Source organism: Winslowiella arboricola, assembly GCF_025527015.1.
GTDB lineage: Bacteria > Pseudomonadota > Gammaproteobacteria > Enterobacterales > Enterobacteriaceae > Erwinia > Erwinia arboricola.
The window spans coordinates 14,841-32,923 of sequence record NZ_JAODIM010000040.1 but is presented as its reverse complement, the minus strand read 5'-3'; the positions used below and the strand labels follow the sequence as shown (position 1 = coordinate 32,923).

The following is an 18,083-nucleotide window of genomic DNA, read 5'->3' as shown; positions in this document are numbered from 1 at the left end:
TCAGTCCCAAAGCTGAACGGTTTGCGAGGTTGCTGCAGACACCTGATCCGGCAGCTCAAGCTCCATCCCGTGAGGTAAAAAGGGGCCGACTTCCGCCAGCCCCGGATTCGCCTGCAGCACCAGTTCGGTCAGCCCCTGCGTGCGCCCGTAGTAACGCCAGCAAATTGCATCAACCGTGTCGTACTGCTGCGCACGCACTTTCATCAGATCAGCTCCACGATGGAATGCGGTGCATCCTGCAGGTGGCTGATTGCCCAGCGGGCGTCGCGCCACAGCTCATCGGTGGCATCGTCCAGCGCTTCACCGCGTTTTGCGCCTGCGCCGGTGGCATCAACGTCCTGATAGCGCTCATTCAGGTTGGCGCGGGTCCAGCACCAGACCGCGCGGCGATACTGCTGCAGCCGCTGGCTTTCGCCGTCCAGCTCCTCCGCCGGTACGTCGGCCAGCCGCAGAAAACCCAGCACCAGCTGGCGCGCCTTAAAGTCGAACAGCTCCGCGTTCACCTCTGAGATGGCTGTCAGCACCGCCTGACGCAGCCGACCGGTTGTCACCGTTCCGTCAGTACGCATGGCGCTGCGAAAATCAGCCAGATCGAGATCGGGCCAGAACGATGTATTTCTGATGAGTTGCGGCGTCTCCGGTGCCTGTTCCGGTGCAACGAATTTCATTGCGTCTTACTCCTGATTAGTCGGGCGGTGGACGGGGTATCTGATGCGGCTGAAAGCCTGTCGCAACCCCGTGCCGCCCCGCGCGTGGGCACGTTCGGTCAGCCATTGCTGGCGTTGCGCAGCTGGCGTTCCAGCTGCTCAATGTCTTTTTTCACACCGCTGTTTTTGTCACGCTGCAGCGCATGGCGCAGATGATTGAGGGCAGCCGCCGGGTTGCCCTGCCGCTGCGCATAAGCAATCGCTTTATGCAGACGGGCGCGCGACTGATCCGGCATATCCCGTTCGCCCAGCACGTCGAGCGCTTCCAGCAGGATCCCGGCATCAAACGGCTGCTTTGCAGAAGCAGCGGCCATGGCGGCGTCGGCAAACTCTTCCGCAATGACCGTTTGCGGATTGCGGTCAAAGCCACGCGGCATCACCCAGCCGTGTTTCAGCGCGTGGCGGGCAATATCAAGCGCACCCGCGTAATCCCCGGCATCGGTGCGCCAGACCATCAGATACATCAGCACGTCATCCTGCTGCTTACCGTCCGCCGCCAGCACGCCAGCCACCCAGGGGGCATATTTCGGCAGCACTTCCACCTTGATACCGGCGCGTTTGAGCGTGGACTGAATGCCCTTAAGGCGGCGCTTGTCCTCGGATAACTGCAACAGCTGCTGGTCATAGCCGGTCGCATGGCGGCCAGTGCCGCCCTGACGGGCGGCCTCCTTTGCCTGCACAAACTGCGTATGCCGCTGGAAAGGGTTAAGCGCCATGGTTACTCACCTGCGTTTTCACTGGTTTCAGCCACGGCAGCCGGTGCGGTAACTTCGGCGAATTTACCCAGCGTGATGTTTTCCACCAGGCAGGTGCAGTCGTAATCCTCCACCACGTAGGCTTCATTGACGGATTCGAAGTTTTCCACGCGGTCACGCTTCGGATTGTCGATCACCGCGCGGCGGCGGGTGCCGTCCTGCCAGTAGATGGAGAGGTTATCCAGACGGGTAATCAGCAGGGCGTTAGCCGGGAAGTAAGGCGCGCGCACCGCCTGCAGGCCACCCATACGTTTCTGGCTAATGATGAGATCCGCCGCCAGCGCTTCGGTATTGGGCTGCTGCTGATTGACCAGCGGGAAATATTTGTCAGCCAGCAGGCCGCGACCACAGATAACCACCAGTTCGGTGTCATCCTGATACTGCACCGCGATTTTTTCGTTAACGGCGGCCATCACCAGCGCGTCGAGGTTGGCAAAGTCGCCGTTTTCACCCACGCGGATTTCAGCGGAGATCACCGCGCCTTCGTCATCAACAATATTGCTGATAACGTGGACCGGCGATTCCTGGCGGACTTTCTCCAGCCAGCCGATATTGACGTCCTGCAGCAGCTTGTTGGCGGTGCGGTTGGAGGTTTTCTCACGCTTCACGCCGTTGAAGCCGATCATGATGCGGTCCAGCGCCTGGCGGGTAATGATGGCGTCGCGGATGCGGGTCTGAAAATCCTGAAACTTCGCCCACAGGTCCAGCTTGGCGTAAGGCAGAGCCGTATCGAAATTGGTCTGGGTACATTTGTAGCCGGTGCCGTCGATATAGGTCGGATCGGTTGGCTCACGCTCTTTAGACGAGGTATCCGTGGTTCCGGCAATGGTGGAGCCAACGCCCAGCCCCAGCACTTCGCCGGACTGCTCATCCACCGGAATGATGTTAACCATGGTCAGGAACGCGGCGGACTCCTGAATCTTGCTTTCCAGTGTCTGCGCCACAGACGGCTCAACGCTGAATTTAGTGGAGACAGTTTCCACACCGACGTTATTCAGCTTTGCCAGCTGCATCAGGAAGGCGTTGAATTTAAAGCGGGTTGTATTTTTCATTAATCGTCGTCTCTCAAATTTTAGGGAACTTTGCCGGATGCGCTTACAGGCGGGTTATCAGCAGTCGGTAAGCTGACCTGCAGGTGTGTCACCGCCCGGCGCGCGCTGGCGGTAATCGGTGCGGCTGTCCTGCGCACTCAGTTTTTCGGTCAGTTCGGTAAAAGCGGTCTGCTGGCTTGCCAGTGCGCTTTCCAGCTGCGCAATGCGCTGATCGCTGGCGCTGAATTTCTGGCCGGTGCTTTCCCCGTGCGCCTGCTGCTCCTTCGCACACAGCTCAACGGCGCGGTGGATATCACTAAAGCGCGCCTCATCGGACTGTTCTTTTTTGGTAAACAGGGTTGAAATGCGGGTAAACAGGGCCGGCCTGTCGTCTGCCGCCTCTTCAATCTCGATCAGGGTTTCTTCTGACGCGCTGAACAGGTTTTCAGGCGACTTTTTGCGGTTCGCCAGCGGGTTATGTTCAGCCTTCGCGCTGAATGCCAGCAGTTCAGTGCCAAGACTGGCCGGATCGTCAGTGGCGGCCAGGCCGACCAGATACGCCTTGCCGGTGTCGGCAAACTTCGGGTTCACCTCCATTGAGGTGAAAAGCTTCTGGCCTTTTTTCACCAGCTCCACCAGGGAATCGGTCGGCTCTATATCGGCATACAGCGCCATTTTCCCCGCCAGCGGACCGTCCTTAATCTCTTCAGCCGTCAGCGCCGTAACCTTGCCATAACGGCTGAACGTGCTTTCAGGTGAAAACGATTTGATGTGTTCAAGGTTGATAAGCGCGGTATAGACCGACGGGGAGTAATTCGCCGCCATCTGCACCAGCCATTCACGCTGAATCTCGCGCCCGTCAGTGGTTGCGCCTTCAACGCCAATACGGAAACGCTTTGCTTTTGCTGCCATTCGCCTGGCTCCATTCGGTTACTGAGAAGGTAATTTCTCTTTGAGTCCCTATGGTTGCGGCTAACAGGGTGAGGGAACAATGACGCGGCATTGTGCCGTTACTGACACAACTGGCAGGAGCGGAGGAGGTGAACGCCGGGCTGTAGTCTGACGGCATGAAAACGACACTCACTCCGCAAGACCTCGATCCCCGCAGGCAGGCAATGTTCCTGTACTTTCAGGGGCTACGCGTATCCCGCATCGCTGAAATGCTGGGAGAGAAGCCTGCAACCGTGCACAGCTGGAAGAAGCGCGACAAGTGGGGCGACTATGGCCCGCTGGATCAGATGCAGCTGACCACGGCGGCGCGCTATTGCCAGCTCATCATGAAACCGGAAAAGGAGGGACGGGACTTTAAGGAAATAGACCTGCTGGCGCGCCAGGGGGAACGTCACGCGCGCATTGCCAAATTCAAGGACGGCGGCAACGAAGCCGACCTGAATCCGAAAGTGGCAAATCGCAACAGCGGCCCGCGTAAACCGCCGGAAAAGAACGTCTTTACCGACGACCAGATCGAGAAACTGCAGGAAGTGTTCCACGCGTCGATGTTCGGCTATCAGAAACACTGGTGGCGTGCAGGCAATGAGTATCGTGTGCGTAACCTGCTGAAATCACGTCAGATAGGCGCAACCTTCTTTTTTGCCCGTGAGGCGCTTGTCGATGCGCTGACCACCGGGCGAAACCAGATTTTCCTGTCAGCCAGCAAGGCGCAGGCGCACGTTTTCAAACAGTACATCATCGAATTTGCCCGTGAAGTGGACGTGGAACTGAAAGGCGATCCAATGACGCTCAGTAACGGTGCGTGCCTGTACTTCCTCGGCACCAACGCCCGCACCGCGCAGAGTTACCACGGCAATCTCTATCTGGATGAATATTTCTGGATCCCGAAATTTCAGGAACTGCGTAAGGTGGCGTCCGGCATGGCGCTGCACAAGCACTGGCGGCAGACCTATTTTTCCACGCCGTCCAGCCTGACGCACTCCGCCTATCCGTTCTGGTCTGGCGCGCTGTACAACCGGGGGCGTTCAAAAACGGACCGGGTAGACATCGACCTGACCCACGGCAGCCTGGCCCCCGGCCTGCTGTGTGCCGACGGCCAGTACCGCCAGATTGTCACCGTGGAGGATGCGGTGCGCGGCGGCTGTAACCTGTTTGACCTTGACCAGCTGCGCATGGAGTACAGCCCGCCGGAATATCAGAACCTGCTGATGTGTGAGTTTATCGACGATCTCGCCTCAGTGTTTCCGCTGGCCGACCTGCAGGCGTGCATGGTGGACAGCTGGGAAGTCTGGACCGACTTTCAGGCGCTGGCGCTGCGCCCGTATGGCTGGCGTGAAGTCTGGATCGGTTACGACCCGGCGAAAGGGACGCAGAACGGCGACAGCGCCGGATGCGTGGTGATGGCACCGCCCGCCGCACCCGGCGGCAAGTTCCGCATTCTGGAGCGCCACCAGTGGCGCGGCATGGACTTCCGCGCGCAGGCCGACGCCATCAAAAAGCTGACCGAGCAGTATAACGTGACCTATATCGGCATCGACTCAACCGGCGTCGGCCACGGGGTTTATGAACATGTTAAGCAGTTTTTCCCGGCGGTGCGTGAGTTTATCTATAACCCGAACGTGAAAAACGCCCTGGTGCTTAAGGCATACGACATCATCAGCCACCGCCGAATCGAATTTGACGCGGGTCACACCGATATCGCGCAGTCCTTTATGGCAATCCGCAAGGCCACCACCGCCAGCGGTAACCGCCCGACCTACGAAGCCAGCCGCAGCGAAGAGGCCAGCCACGCCGATTTGGCCTGGGCAACCATGCACGCCTTATTTAACGAACCGCTGCAGGGCGAGAACGCCAACAGCTCAAACATCGTGGAGATTTTTTAGAATGGCCAAGCGCAAATTTCAGTCATCCAAACCAACTATCACCCATAACGCCAACCCGCAGGCGGCAGCAGAGGCGTTTTCTTTCGGTGACCCGATCCCGGTGCTGGACCGCCGCGAACTGCTGGATTACGTCGAATGCGTGCAGATGGACAAATGGTATGAGCCGCCGGTCAGCTTTGACGGGCTGGCGCGCACGTTCCGCGCCGCCGTTCACCACAGCTCACCGATTTTCGTTAAGCGCAATATCCTGACCAGCACCTTTATCCCGCATCCGCTGCTGAGTCAGCAGGCGTTCAGCCGTTTTGTACAGGACTATCTGGTATTTGGTAACGCCTATCTGGAGCGCCGGACTAACCGCCTGGGTGAAACACTGGCGCTTGAGCCATCGCTGGCAAAATTTACCCGGCGCGGCGTGGACCTCGATACTTACTGGTTTGTGCAGTACGGCCTGCAAACACAGCCGTATGAATTTACGAAGGGGAGTATCTTTCACCTGATGGAACCGGATCTGAATCAGGAGATTTACGGCCTGCCGGAATATCTGTCCGCCATCCCGTCAACGCTGCTGAATGAGTCCGCCACACTGTTCCGCCGCAAGTATTACCTTAACGGCAGCCATGCCGGTTTTATCATGTATATGACCGACGCCGCGCAGAGCCAGGAGGATGTAAACAATATCCGCAGCGCAATGAAGAGCGCCAAGGGGCCGGGCAATTTCCGTAACCTGTTTATGTACTCGCCGAACGGCAAGAAAGACGGTATTCAGATCATCCCGTTGTCAGAGGTGGCGGCCAAGGATGAGTTTCTGAGCATTAAAAATGTGAGCCGTGACGATATGCTGGCCGCACAGCGTGTGCCGCCGCAGATGATGGGGATTATGCCTAACAACACGGGGGGATTTGGTGACGTGGAGAAGGCCAGCCGGGTGTTTGTGCGGAATGAATTGATACCGTTGCAAAAGCGCTTGGGAGAGTTAAATAAGTGGTTAGATGACGAAGTTATCACATTCGAAGAGTATTCATTATGCTAATAAAACGGAATCACCTATTGGTGGTTCCATTTCAAACAATCACTATATTGGTGACTCTGCAACAGAAAAAAATGAATCATCATCATCTCTCAAACTAATATACTCCAATCTCCACTGATCCATTCTTCGGATATCTGAGAGATTGAATGATGTGTCCGGCATTGCCACGCAACTTTCAAGTTCTATTTCTTTTAGTTCATCCCCTGAAGATGGATCGCCAAAAACTGAATGAAATAATGCAGTTATTTTTCCCGCTGCAGATTCAGATTCTCTGCGACCCACTATATTTCCAATAATACCATCATACACAATAAGGACATTTAGAATATATGGTGTATTCAATGGAAGATCTATGTGACGGCTCTCCCCTAAATCAAAAAAAACGCCAACAAGATGATCCGAATGAGGTGTTAAAGCTTTAGCAATAGCCTGCTCAAAATTGAGCTTACTATTCACTTTTTTTCTAAACCTGCTTTCGAAACAGTCTGGGAAGGCAGGCCTCCCATATCTAGCCGCGAGCCATTGTTTTAGTGCTCTTTTTTCCTCAGCACTTATTAGCAGATTCAAATCATGAGAGTTAAGATTATCAAGTTTATATTTATCTATTCTGTTTTTTTTAATATGATCAATTTCGATATATTTTAAACTTTCATCACTTACGTCATTATAAGCAATCTGCAGCTTTCTTGGGCTACGTGCGCGAAAAAGCATTTTTTCAGGTTTATCAATGATTGTACCAGACGAAACTTCCAGCTCATTTTCTTGATCGTTAGGAATATCACAATCATGAGTGATTACAACAAACCTTTGATTGGTGCCTTTTTCGGGCACCAACTCAAGTCTTACTGCATCTTCATCTGTTAAGAGATGACCCTGTCGCCACGTCGTGCCTCTTCCAATCATTTATTTCTCTTTAGATTAGTCAACTTCCGGAGTTCGAGGAATAGATATTGAATTTTGCCAATCATTGCTTGGCACTGCTTTCGACTGTCCACGTTTAGCCTTGGCTACCATACCATCAATAGCTCTCGATTCATTAATAAGTAAATTAACCAGACTAGTCCATTCAACATCACTTTTTAATTTATCGAACAATGACCTGCCGTTAAAGGCTTTCATCTTTATAAGGTCTTTCGCATTAACAATGCCAGCACTGGAAAAAGCATCTGCTACTAAGCTTAGCTTGGTAATGGAAGCCAAATTCTCTGTATCAGGGTAACTGTCTGCCGACAACCATTTATACACAGCCTGACGAGTTACGCCTATAAAACCCGCCAAGTCAGTCATTGAAGGACTGAGAACAGTTTTTATATTGTTTAGATGTGACACAGCATCCCGAACATCAGCTGTTAACGGATCGGATGTCGAGATATGCGGCTTACGTACCGATGTAAAGCCCAGCATTACTCTTGGCTGAACATACCCCTGCCATTGCTGCTTGTTTTCCATAGGAAAATTACTGCCAGTGCCCAACAAAGCTGTAGTAAGCACAGCAATGGTCTTAGCATCAGGCATATAGTGCCTGATGAATGGTGTAAATGTTGCGACTTCAGACATAGAACCCCCATAACCTACCAGGTGTCTTACTCCCATGTTTGCTGAGCATGGGGCTTAAGCATTGAAAAAAAGCATGTTTTCACTTCCCCATGCATTACGTCTAATTGTTCACGCAACCCATTATCATTTGTCAGCGCAATTGGTGCTTCAACATAATGATCAGTATCAATGATTGCATGATGCATCTTTCCGGTATTTATGAACTTGTCTTTTAGCTTTAGTCCTTGCGGCTGAATATCGGGAGGAAATGAGAGTTCGCCTGTTAACTTATGAACTCTCAGAACCAATGTTCCCTTAGCAATCAAAGGTCCAACTTCCGTCTCATACATATATTCATTCAGAGCATGAAGTTGCCTTGCCCCTGCCTGAACGCCCTGTAACCCATCAACAAGGTACATATCAACATTTTCACCAGCAACTGGTAACACAGCATCTAAGTATCTTATACCTAAACGGCTTACATGCTCTAGTGATACCACTTTGTGGACAGTAAAAAGCCCTGTCATGAGTTCTTGGAAAAATTCACTATGTGTTTCGTAATGGGTTGTCTGGAACGCGATACTATCGTTCTCAAGTATAAAACCACTACTTCTGTCCGCTTTTGTGAACAGCCATCGCCTAACTTCTATAACTTTCGGCTGAGGCGCCTCTTCCCCACTATTGAAAACAAACTGAAGCTGGTCAGCAGATTGCTCTTCGAAAAGAGTATATCCATGCCGTCTCAGCAAGTCTTGAATTTCATCGACAAATCTGTGCATCACCTGAACGACGTTGAACTTTGCTTGAGCTAAAGCGTAGTATACGGGGGCATTAGACATTTTGTTGCCCATACATCCCTCCTGAGTAAGTTACTAAACCTAGTTTACACCTTGGTTGACACTTCTAACAAGTTTAAGTTCCTAACTATAGCCCTTAGTTGATAGAAGACGCAGAGATCAAAGCGCGCGCTCGTATCCCCGCCACGCCTGCCCGCTTTTTGTAGTGGTTTTCATGCAGCTGCATGACCCAATGAAAACGGCACCGTGCCTGGTGCCGTTGAGGTGTTTAAGCTGTGTGTGGTTCATGCGTTTTCATGCAGCATAGGCATGCACTCCGCACTTTTAATTTCAAACCTGTAATCAACGCATCAGGCTCAGTGGGTAAATCTGTAATTGTTGAACCCGTGGGCACCTTCATCAATCAGTTTCACGCGTTCATGTGGTTTTTCTCTGATGTATTTATTCGCCTCGGCAGGGGTTATGGGGAAACCCTTTTGTGCCGCCAGCATCACGAAATCACGCGTGGCAATTTCAAAATAGCCCCGTCCAGTCAGGCGGACAGCTTCACTGTAAGCGCAATAAATTTCGATATCTCGTTTCATCGCTACGACCAGTCGTCACGTTCCCAAACATCCTGCAGGAGTTGGCTCAGCGTTTCCCTGTCTGATTCCAGATTAAAGCCCGCGATCTCAACGCCATTGGCGGAGCCTCTGCGAACTCTGATTTTTGTGGCAGGGAAAACCTCAAGCACCGCTCTATGTACCTCGGCCTCATATGCTTCCAGTTTTGCCTGACTAATTTTTTGCTCTTTATCCAGAGTGATTTCGACACGCATCCTGCAACCTCACTTATTTATTCTACAGCGTAAAAAATGCCCTCATCAGCGCAGGAGCTGAGAGGTTCAGAGTTAGCCAAATCGGCAATTAAAGTTAGCGCCAGCTTGAGATCGGACGGTTTGCAGTTCGCGACTAGCGAAACTTCAGCAATGAACTGCACGCACGCCAGTCTCTTATGAATGGGGCTTAAATCTTCCAGCGGCATTTTTCCCTCCCACTAGGTACTGTGTATTTATACAGTAACATAGCCTTTCGGCTCTTTTAAAGAAAATTATTTCATTTTATATCGTTTTTTATCTTCATGATTTTTTGTGGTTTTATCCTTTTCAGTGCGGAATGTTCGTTCATAAGAGATATTGAAATCTTCGAGTGCCTTTTCGATATACTTACAAACTAAAGGATGATGTTTAGTTCTCTTTTCAGGAACTTTAGGCGCTAACTTAAGGCATCTTTCAGTTAAGTCTGCCTTTACATTGCGCGGTGCTTTTGCTGAGTAAATCGCGCCATCAGCAGCGCCGCGATACCACCGACCTAAGATTTCGGTATCAGCACCACGTATAAGCCGCACGGCCAGTGCCCGGCTGATTACTTCGCCGGTCAGGTCCCTTATTTCCGCTATAGCTCTGTCACAGGCACTTTCTACTGATGCCGGTCTCAGTAATTTCTTGTGCTGTTTTTCAATTCTTTGACCCCGTATCCGGTTGAGCATGTGGCGGCGTTCCTTCCTGCTGACGCTATTAAAGTCTATTTCAGACGAACTTACCGGCGTCGGCGGATCCTCAGATCCCGGTCTCCCCGTACAGTTATTGACAGAACTCCGAGAGGACGCGGGCGCGTCCTGAAGGTCAATGGCCAATTCAACAGCACGCTTTGCGACAATCTTCCATTGCGTCAGGCGGGTTAGAATTGGCGTGTCATTACCCACAGAGGTAGCGTACAGACCTTGCAGCCGTAGCGTTTCCTCTCCGTATTCGTTCAGCTCAGATGCGGGCTGATACCATGTGCGCACTGCCAGATCATCGCGACGAACAAATGGGCCGCCCTGAGCATTGACGTATGCAGCCCAATCTCCTGCGTCTGCGGCATCGTGTGCTTCAGCAAATTCAACGCTGAGACCATGCGCTGTTTCACTATCGTCCATGCGACGTAATTCACGGTATACGGTAACCGGCGCACCACCGACAAACTGAAACTGTCGAATACGCCAGCGCGCCGCCCAGGCTGAAACAGCTGGGGCGGTATCCTTAAGCAGCTGGCCGCTTTCATCGTCGGTTTCACCATCCAGTGCATAGCCATCGATATTTTTCGATATGTACTTAGCTACGTAGCCGGTGGCGCTGCCTTTTTCCGGATCGATTGCTTCGGCATGGAAGCGCGCTTTACGCGCTTTATCGCTGGTCAGTTCGTTATTATCCTGCTCACTGGCATAGTGGCGCATAATCTCGCGTACCTGCTCAACGTGTTCAGTGCGCATAAATAGCAGCATATGCCAGTGTGGAGTTCCATCATGATGAGGCTCAGCAACACGAATGCCAAAAATACGCAGGTCTTGTCGGTGTAGTTTGGCGCGCACCTTTTCCCATACTCCGCGCAGATAGCGCTGGGTGTCCGCCGGGCTGGTGCCATTCCATTTGCGGTTACGATGGCCGGTCTTGATGGTTGCATGATATCGAGCCGGAGAGGTGATGGTATAAAACTCACCAACGTAGCCCATTTGATTGCAGATGTTTTCAAAGCCACGAATGCGGGTCATAAGCTCACAACGGCGTATGGCCGGATTTGCCACGCTGCCATCGTATTTTTCGATTAGGCTGATGCGGTTGCCTTCTTCGTCTTCCAGCTCCATCCCTTTCAGAAACTCTCTTGTGCGGCGCTTTTGTTCGCGCCAGTCATGCACGGTCATTTTGCTGGCGTAGGGATTTTTCTTCTTACTGACGTTTGCCAGTGCTATCTGAATATGTTCGCGCCATTCTGCTGCGATACGGCGCAAGCGATTAAGCCACCAACGCTCTGACTTCATTTTGTATATGGCTGGTGCAGCATCATCTTCACTAAAAAATTTGGACGTGATGCGCTCCCACTGTGGCGCAGCCTGTCCCAGCTGGCGCGTGATGCGTGCGCAGGTCATATACATCTTAAAAAGCGCTTTATATTCTGAGGACTCGCGGGTTTCCTCATTCACCTGGATCAGTTCACTGGTAATGAAATTGGCAATATCACCCGCCAGCAAGTCAATATCTGCCCGCGGCATATCAGCCAGTCGATTCAGGCGACGCATCAGTTGTACCATCGCGATATCTGATGTGGTGCCGCGCTGCGTTGGCGTGTCCTCTATGTTGAAATGAGGTGCTTCGGCGAAATCCAGACGATATTTTGCGTTTACCAGCTCAAGGCGTGGCAATGTCCGCTCGACGAATGTTTTCGTTAAGTAGGCATTAGCCCGCTGAACTCCATGCTCTTTTTCCAGTTCGGCCAGACGGCGATTAATATCCAGACGAACTGTTATGGGCTGTTCTTCCAGAATTTCTTTTGCATGTGAAAGCGCCGCGATCATCTGATCGCGGCGATTGATCTCATCATAAGTAGGATAAGGGCTGGCGATGGCTTCCCGTGGGGTGTTCCACGGGAAGGCGTAATCAGTTTTCACTGTATTGCCTCAGCCATTTGAGAAGGATAAACAGCCGGATAAGTCACCTGGCTGATTAAGCCGGCGGGTCGACAAACGGCGATTATTTCTTTTGCTTTCTTACTCGTACCGGCAGCAACCCCCATGCTGCGCGCGGCATCAATAACCGTTATATCAAACTGGCTATACAGGTTACGCACTAACTCAGTGTCGCTATTAGATGCGATGACCTTATAGCGATTTGCCATATCAGTAAGCATGCATGAAAGGGCATATTGAGAGTCTTGATTAAAGCCCGATCCGTGGTACTGATTAAATGTTTCGTCATACGGTGGATCGCAGTAAATTACATCACCATCTCGAACCATCTGCAGGGTTTCACTGAATTCCGCACAGATAAATGTCGCGCGCTGTGCCTTGAGCGTGAAAGCATCAATTTCATCAGCCGGGAAATATGGCTTGGTGTAATGACCGTAAGGCACATTAAAATTGCCGCGCTGGTTATAACGACAAAGCCCGCGATAGCCATTGCGGTTGAGGTAAAGAAAATAAGCTGCACGGTCAATCAGTGGCAGTCCAGGATGATGATTAAACTCCTCCCGAATTTTGTAATAGCTTTCCTCATCCCGATTTTCAGAAAATACACGGAAAGCCTTAACCTTGAAGACTTGCGCATGCTCCTTTATCTGCCGATAAAGGTTAATCAGATCGGGGTTGATATCTGCAACCAGATAGGCTGGATAATCAGTATTCATCATTACCGCGCATGAACCTGCAAACGGTTCAAACAGACGCTTACCGGCTGGCAGATGTTTGATTAATTCATCCATAATGCCAGCTTTGCTGCCCGCCCATTTCAAGATGGTTTTATTCATAGCGCTGCCCCACGATAGTGGCTGGATTTCAGCTCGCTTAATGTTTGGCAGTCAACGCAAAGCGTGACGCCATCAATAGCTTTGCGGCGGGCTTCGGGAATAGGGGCATCACAGCTTTCACAGAAAAATGCACTGATCTGCGTTGTGCGCATAGTTGCTTTTGCAATGTTGCGGGCAAGGTTCTCAGCTTCGCGCTGCTGAACAAGATCCATTGAATCAGCCATTAGTGCAGCTCCTGCGCCTGATGCATGATATTCATCGCTTCATCACGTACCATTTCCGCAGCTTGCTCTCTGCTGAGCGAATGTATGGCAATTTTTTCGGCCAGAATATCGAGGCGTGCAGCCATAACTTCAGCTCGGTTACGACGTTCATCCATTCGAGCGGCTGTCAGCATGTATTCAATAGCTTCTGGTTCTGTCGTCATTTGCCTGGTTTCTACATTTCGCATATTTGGAACTCCATTTTTAGGCAAAAACATGCCCGGCGGGTTTACGCCATTTATTTAAAGTCGGTTATTTATTCAGCCAGAAATCCGTCTGACTCGGAAAACTGTCGCGGCAATATTCGGCCCCAACGCGCCATTTTATTCATCGCCTTAATAATTAGACGGCGGCGCTCTTCTTCGAAGAACTCAAAGGGCTTACCAATATCATCTTGCTTAAATGTTGATGGGTACTCACGATTAACCAGAGTGAGAACGCAGAATTTAAACTCCCCGTTCTGCCGGTTGAAATACCTCAGAGCAGGATTATCATTATTGCTGCGCATCTGCCGCCAACTTTTCTGAAATTCTTCAAAGGTCATCTTCTCCACTGTATCGGCGCGGGCATGGATCAGCCGGACCTCATTAAATGGGGTAGGGATATCCTTATCAGCGATTGTCAGGGCGAGGCGAGGCATACTAACCCCCCATGCGGCGCTTGATGCGCGCAAGTAAAGTTGGTTTCGCTGACGATAAATCATGTAAAAGCGCTTTCTGGTTATTGCTTGGGTGCCAGCGGTGACCGTTCTCGCCCATAATCCAGCCATGGCCATATGCTGGTGATGGGTTTTGACGCTTTAGCAATGGGGCGATTGATATAGTCATCATTGCCTCAGCTCAAACCAATAGATGCGCCGATACCGCTAACAGCATCAACAGTTGAAGCCATCGCCGGATTGCACTGGATGCGTGCATGAACAGCCATCGCGGCCAGTGAAAGACAGCGGATCCCGGAGTTGATGCTATCTACAAAAGCACTTTTACGTGAAAGAGTCATGCGCTCGTCTGAAACGGTTTCAGCAGCGACCTGACCAACTGCTGCGGTTGCTTTCATTACATAGGTGGACAGTTTTTCGGAAGACATTTCATTGGTCGGTACAGACGGCAAACAATTCATCTGCGCTAGCCAGCCATCAACTAACGTTGCGTCCTCTGTTGCATCAGTCAAAACTGCAATGTCCAGCCAGGTAAGTTGATGGACCTGTTCAGGGTTTAGCTTGTTGCGCAGGGTCTGCTTATTCATGCCTGCCTTATCTGCCAGCTGAGCCAGATTGTGGCGCAACGCGAAGGTACGGCAGGCATTATCAAAATGCGGTTGTTTAGATATCTGATAATCAAACATGAAAATTTCCTTTTTAACTTAAATAATCAAGTTACTTAAGCCGCCACATATCGGCAGTTGATACCCTGAGCCAGCAGCCGAGCGCGAAAGGCGATCATATTGATACGAGCCGCGCCACCGTCTTTTTTACGTGGCATCAATAGCAAATCACCGTCGGTCACCATCTGCTTAACGGTACGGATACTGTATCCATAGCTATCCGCGAACTCTTCATAGGTCATCAAATCGCGACCTGAAGGTATTGCAATTTGAGGTGTCATGTTTGATTATCTCCAGTTGAATGTTGTTTTCGTGCATTGGCGTGCATTTTCGTGCTTCGAGGTGAATATTATGATCCATATGGATTATTGTAAACACCCAAAATGGAATATTTGGTGAAAATATGACGATTGATTTTGGCGATGCTAAGGATGTGCTGGAAAGAATCCTTAATTCTTATGGAGTTAAGTCACGTCCTGAACTTGCAGAGCTACTGCACATACCTCTACCAACTATCAATAACTGGGTTGCTCGGGGAAGCGTTCCCGGTAACTACGTGATCCAGTGCTCGTTAGAAACAAAAGCCGATTTGCAGTGGTTGGTTAGTGGTGAGCTTAAAAATGTAAGTTCACCATCAGTTACTGATGGCACCCTTCACGGAAAAGAGTTGTACGACTTGATGCTGGCATCGGGCGGAAAAGCTGTGCTGCGCAGAATCCTTGACGCTTACGGTTTTACGATGCAAAAACAGCTTGGTGATCTGCTGGATATCGCTTCCGGCACAATGAGTGCCTGGGTGCGCAGAGATTATTTTCCCGGTGATGTAGTTGTCGCATGTGCGTTGGATACCGGTGTGTCGCTCCGGTGGTTGGCAACGGGGAAGGGAGCGCCAGGAGAAAAAGCTGAAACACCTGCAAGCAATCCAATTGGTTTGCGTAAGTTGAATAAATACAAATTAAACGGTGGAAGTCTGGATGCAGCAGGGGAGTGGTGGGCTGACTCTTCATTGCTATCTTCTGATATCAAACAACCTGCGTTTATAGAAAAAGGTGCCATTTCATGGATTGTTGACCTCGGGGCGGAGTCCGTAAGTAATGGTTTATGGATCCTTGATATCGATGGCAATAAAGACATTTATCAAGTGGTGAGGATTCCCGGCAACAGAATTAAAGTTTCAGATAGTAAATCTGAATTTGAATGCTCGACTGAAGATGTGAAGCCAGTAGGAATGGTTACGCTAACACTTACAAAAAACTCATAAGGGATATATGAAACACAGCAATTTTATAATGTTAACTCTAGTTTTAGGCATGTCTTTTTCTTCTCATGCTGCTCCAGAGATGTTTAAAAATTCCGTTGCGATGATGGAAGATCACAATGATTACGCGCCAGACACTGGTTACTTCAAAGTATTAAAGGAAAAGCCTCTGCACGTGCAGATTCTACCTGCGATCTTTCAGGGCGATACTGATAAAAATATTACTTACACAGTAAATAAAGCAGCTGTATATGCGGCTTATCGTGTCTTATTTCAGACGCCAGCTGATTCGGTGAAAGTCACAGTGTTGCCGCGAGAATTAGATATGGGTACTCGTAAATATACGCCTAAACCTAAGCACTCCATTACCTTTACACTTACCCGAAAACGTGCACTGGAGCTAACAAGCCAGTATGCGGGAATTTCTGAGGCCAAAGAACTGATGCAGGACGATGGCTATACATGGGCTGACCCGTTTAGCGAGTGCTGTTACACGGATGGTGGCAATCCGGGTCTTAGTGCTTTTGTAGAAGAGCTTCGTTCAAAGTAGGTTATTGAGTATGGCAATCAGTAAATTGTCCTCTGGTGAGTGGCAATGTGACTTCCGTGTAGATGGCCGTGGAAGCCGTAGGGTTCGTAAGTCATTTTCCACAAAAGGTGAAGCCGTTGCTTATCAAAGTTATTACCTTGGAGAAGCAGAGGACAAGCCGTGGCTTGGTGAAAAACTGGATCGCCGACGACTCAGTGAGTTGATTGATTTGTGGCATAAACTCCACGGGCAGTCATTGGCTGCCAGTAAGTCACGGTTGGCTAAACTTAATATCGTTTGCCGTGGGCTGGGTGATCCAGTCGCGGCAGATATCACCCCGAAAGATTGGGCACATTATCGTGACCAGCGACTCAGCGGAAAGATAGACAATGGTTATCATGCTAACCCGGAAAAGTGGATAGCAAAGCCGATCACGGTTAACCGTGAGCATCAGTATCTGGATGCGGTATTTAATGAGCTAAAGCGCTTAGGTGAATGGAAGTTAGCGAACCCACTCCAAGGGGTGCGAGTCTTCAAGGAAAAAGAAAAGGAGATGTCCTGGCTGACGGATCCAGAGATTAAAAAATTACTGGAAGCATGCGACGCGTACGGAAAAATATTTCTGACCAGAATAGTCAAAGTCTGCCTGGCAACCGGTGCGCGCTGGAGTGAAGCGGAAAGGTTAAGCCGTTCCCAGCTTTCTCCTCATAAACTTACTTTCACTAAAACGAAAGGGGGGAGAAACAGGACCGTGCCGATCCCACGCTGGTTATATGATGAGCTTGCGCCATTGCAGGGGAAAATGTTCCATCCTTGCTATCAGGATTTCAAAAAGATGCTGGCCCTGACCGATATAGAACTGGCCGAGGGGCAAAAAACGCATGTACTCAGACATACATTTGCCAGCCATTTTATGATGAACGGCGGCAATATTTTGGTGCTGCAGAAAATTTTAGGGCATTCAAATATTAGAGAAACTATGCGATACGCGCATTTCGCCCCCGATCATTTAGAGGAGGCTGCACAGTTGAATCCAATTTCTAGCTTCGAAGGTTACTGATATGCATCAAAAAACAGCTAAATCTTCCCTTCATTGATAAGGTTTTCTTTTGTAAATCGCAAATTTTGCGCGGATAATCGACAGCACCTTTAGACAAATGGTGGCTGACATGGAAGAGCAAAAGGAAGGCAGTCTCAGGCTGCTGACACTCAATGAAGTGAAACTGGCGAAATCCGTATTCGGAGATTCAATCGAGTATCCTAAAGTATGGATTCACCATGATAGTTATCTCCCCTTTGGCCTGCAGAACAAAGATACGGCTATGACTCCTAATGGCGAGCTATATTTCCGTCAACACTACAGGTCAGATTTCGCCGTGACTGCTCCCCCACTGCAGCATTTGTTTATCCACGAAATGAGCCACGTATGGCAGAGAAGCAGGGGAATGAATGTTATCGCAAGGGGGCTAATGAGCTGGGCTGTTAGTTACCGTTATAGCCTCGATGGCCGCCCCGTGAGGCGTTACCCAATGGAACAGCAGGCGCAGATTATTGCTGATTACTTCATTCTCAATGCGCATGGCTACATGGTCTGGAACAACCTGAGAAACAGTGGCGATATCACCCTCGACGGGGATATTACGGAGGCTGTGATCAAGCAGCAATATCAGAAAGCTATGCAGAATTTCCCATGGGGCTGAA

Annotated in this window: 25 protein-coding genes; 6 read left to right on the top strand and 19 right to left on the bottom strand. The window is 50.4% G+C overall.

The window, feature by feature from the left end; all coding sequences use genetic code 11:
- The 5 genes from N5923_RS09995 to N5923_RS09975 form a co-directional block, all read right to left on the bottom strand.
- The gene (locus N5923_RS09995; protein ID WP_267142441.1) at positions 1-204 is read right to left on the bottom strand and encodes a tail protein X; all 204 of its coding nucleotides are present in this window, start codon (positions 202-204) and stop codon (positions 1-3) included.
- On the bottom strand, positions 204-668 hold the full coding sequence (locus tag N5923_RS09990; protein ID WP_267142442.1) for a head completion/stabilization protein: 465 nt from the start codon (positions 666-668) through the stop codon (positions 204-206). The genes N5923_RS09995 and N5923_RS09990 overlap by 1 nt, the downstream gene beginning before the upstream one ends.
- A gap of 98 nt (positions 669-766) precedes the next feature.
- Positions 767-1,423 carry a phage terminase small subunit gene (gpM, locus tag N5923_RS09985; protein ID WP_267142443.1) on the bottom strand — a complete coding sequence of 219 codons (657 nt, stop codon included), beginning with the start codon at positions 1,421-1,423 and terminating at the stop codon, positions 767-769.
- A gap of 2 nt (positions 1,424-1,425) precedes the next feature.
- The gene (locus N5923_RS09980) at positions 1,426-2,514 is read right to left on the bottom strand and encodes a phage major capsid protein, P2 family (RefSeq protein WP_267142444.1); all 1,089 of its coding nucleotides are present in this window, start codon (positions 2,512-2,514) and stop codon (positions 1,426-1,428) included.
- A gap of 57 nt (positions 2,515-2,571) precedes the next feature.
- A complete protein-coding gene (locus N5923_RS09975) occupies positions 2,572-3,405 on the bottom strand; it encodes a GPO family capsid scaffolding protein (RefSeq protein ID WP_267142445.1) in 834 nt (277 codons plus the stop codon).
- Between the two features lie 155 nt (positions 3,406-3,560).
- On the opposite strand from N5923_RS09975, the gene N5923_RS09970 reads away from it, so the two are divergent.
- Positions 3,561-5,327, top strand: coding sequence for a terminase ATPase subunit family protein (locus tag N5923_RS09970; protein ID WP_267142446.1), 1,767 nt, complete (start codon positions 3,561-3,563; stop codon positions 5,325-5,327).
- A 1-nt stretch (position 5,328) separates the two neighbouring features.
- A complete protein-coding gene (locus tag N5923_RS09965) occupies positions 5,329-6,357 on the top strand; it encodes a phage portal protein (protein ID WP_267142447.1) in 1,029 nt (342 codons plus the stop codon).
- A gap of 42 nt (positions 6,358-6,399) precedes the next feature.
- On the opposite strand, the gene N5923_RS09960 is transcribed toward N5923_RS09965, so the two are convergent.
- From N5923_RS09960 to N5923_RS09895, 14 genes are all read right to left on the bottom strand, one after another.
- A complete protein-coding gene (locus N5923_RS09960; protein ID WP_267142448.1) occupies positions 6,400-7,260 on the bottom strand; it encodes a hypothetical protein in 861 nt (286 codons plus the stop codon).
- Positions 7,261-7,275: 15 nt separating this feature from the next.
- Complete coding sequence (locus N5923_RS09955) at positions 7,276-7,914, bottom strand: helix-turn-helix domain-containing protein (RefSeq protein ID WP_267142449.1); 639 nt, start codon at positions 7,912-7,914, stop codon at positions 7,276-7,278.
- A gap of 26 nt (positions 7,915-7,940) precedes the next feature.
- Complete coding sequence (locus N5923_RS09950; protein ID WP_267142450.1) at positions 7,941-8,744, bottom strand: TIGR04255 family protein; 804 nt, start codon at positions 8,742-8,744, stop codon at positions 7,941-7,943.
- Positions 8,745-9,046: 302 nt separating this feature from the next.
- Positions 9,047-9,274, bottom strand: coding sequence for a hypothetical protein (locus N5923_RS09945; protein ID WP_267142451.1), 228 nt, complete (start codon positions 9,272-9,274; stop codon positions 9,047-9,049).
- A gap of 2 nt (positions 9,275-9,276) precedes the next feature.
- Positions 9,277-9,507, bottom strand: coding sequence for a DinI-like family protein (locus N5923_RS09940; protein WP_267142452.1), 231 nt, complete (start codon positions 9,505-9,507; stop codon positions 9,277-9,279).
- Between the two features lie 17 nt (positions 9,508-9,524).
- A complete protein-coding gene (locus N5923_RS09935; RefSeq protein WP_267142453.1) occupies positions 9,525-9,713 on the bottom strand; it encodes a hypothetical protein in 189 nt (62 codons plus the stop codon).
- Positions 9,714-9,779: 66 nt separating this feature from the next.
- Entirely contained in the window at positions 9,780-12,155 is a 2,376-nt protein-coding gene (locus N5923_RS09930) for a replication endonuclease (RefSeq protein ID WP_267142454.1), read from the bottom strand.
- Positions 12,152-13,009 (bottom strand): DNA adenine methylase, encoded by an 858-nt coding sequence (locus N5923_RS09925; RefSeq protein ID WP_267142455.1) that lies wholly within the window; start codon positions 13,007-13,009, stop codon positions 12,152-12,154. The genes N5923_RS09930 and N5923_RS09925 overlap by 4 nt, the downstream gene beginning before the upstream one ends.
- Entirely contained in the window at positions 13,006-13,233 is a 228-nt protein-coding gene (locus N5923_RS09920; protein ID WP_267142456.1) for a TraR/DksA family transcriptional regulator, read from the bottom strand. The genes N5923_RS09925 and N5923_RS09920 overlap by 4 nt, the downstream gene beginning before the upstream one ends.
- Positions 13,233-13,460, bottom strand: coding sequence for a DUF2732 family protein (locus N5923_RS09915; RefSeq protein WP_267142457.1), 228 nt, complete (start codon positions 13,458-13,460; stop codon positions 13,233-13,235). The genes N5923_RS09920 and N5923_RS09915 overlap by 1 nt, the downstream gene beginning before the upstream one ends.
- A 68-nt stretch (positions 13,461-13,528) precedes the next feature.
- The gene (locus N5923_RS09910) at positions 13,529-13,912 is read right to left on the bottom strand and encodes a hypothetical protein (RefSeq protein WP_267145229.1); all 384 of its coding nucleotides are present in this window, start codon (positions 13,910-13,912) and stop codon (positions 13,529-13,531) included.
- A gap of 1 nt (position 13,913) precedes the next feature.
- Positions 13,914-14,099, bottom strand: coding sequence for a phage filamentation protein Fil family protein (locus N5923_RS09905; protein WP_407704438.1), 186 nt, complete (start codon positions 14,097-14,099; stop codon positions 13,914-13,916).
- 7 nt (positions 14,100-14,106) lie between these two features.
- A complete protein-coding gene (locus tag N5923_RS09900) occupies positions 14,107-14,616 on the bottom strand; it encodes a phage regulatory CII family protein (RefSeq protein WP_267142460.1) in 510 nt (169 codons plus the stop codon).
- Positions 14,617-14,651: 35 nt separating this feature from the next.
- The gene (locus N5923_RS09895; RefSeq protein ID WP_267142461.1) at positions 14,652-14,876 is read right to left on the bottom strand and encodes a hypothetical protein; all 225 of its coding nucleotides are present in this window, start codon (positions 14,874-14,876) and stop codon (positions 14,652-14,654) included.
- Between the two features lie 122 nt (positions 14,877-14,998).
- On the opposite strand from N5923_RS09895, the gene N5923_RS09890 reads away from it, so the two are divergent.
- From N5923_RS09890 to N5923_RS09875, 4 genes are all read left to right on the top strand, one after another.
- Complete coding sequence (locus tag N5923_RS09890; RefSeq protein WP_267142462.1) at positions 14,999-15,856, top strand: phage repressor protein CI; 858 nt, start codon at positions 14,999-15,001, stop codon at positions 15,854-15,856.
- Between the two features lie 7 nt (positions 15,857-15,863).
- Positions 15,864-16,403 carry a hypothetical protein gene (locus tag N5923_RS09885; RefSeq protein ID WP_267142463.1) on the top strand — a complete coding sequence of 180 codons (540 nt, stop codon included), beginning with the start codon at positions 15,864-15,866 and terminating at the stop codon, positions 16,401-16,403.
- Positions 16,404-16,413: 10 nt separating this feature from the next.
- A complete protein-coding gene (locus tag N5923_RS09880; RefSeq protein ID WP_267142464.1) occupies positions 16,414-17,442 on the top strand; it encodes a phage integrase in 1,029 nt (342 codons plus the stop codon).
- Between the two features lie 109 nt (positions 17,443-17,551).
- The gene (locus N5923_RS09875) at positions 17,552-18,082 is read left to right on the top strand and encodes a type IV secretion protein Rhs (RefSeq protein ID WP_267142465.1); all 531 of its coding nucleotides are present in this window, start codon (positions 17,552-17,554) and stop codon (positions 18,080-18,082) included.
- The last annotated feature ends 1 nt before the right edge of the window (position 18,083 follow it).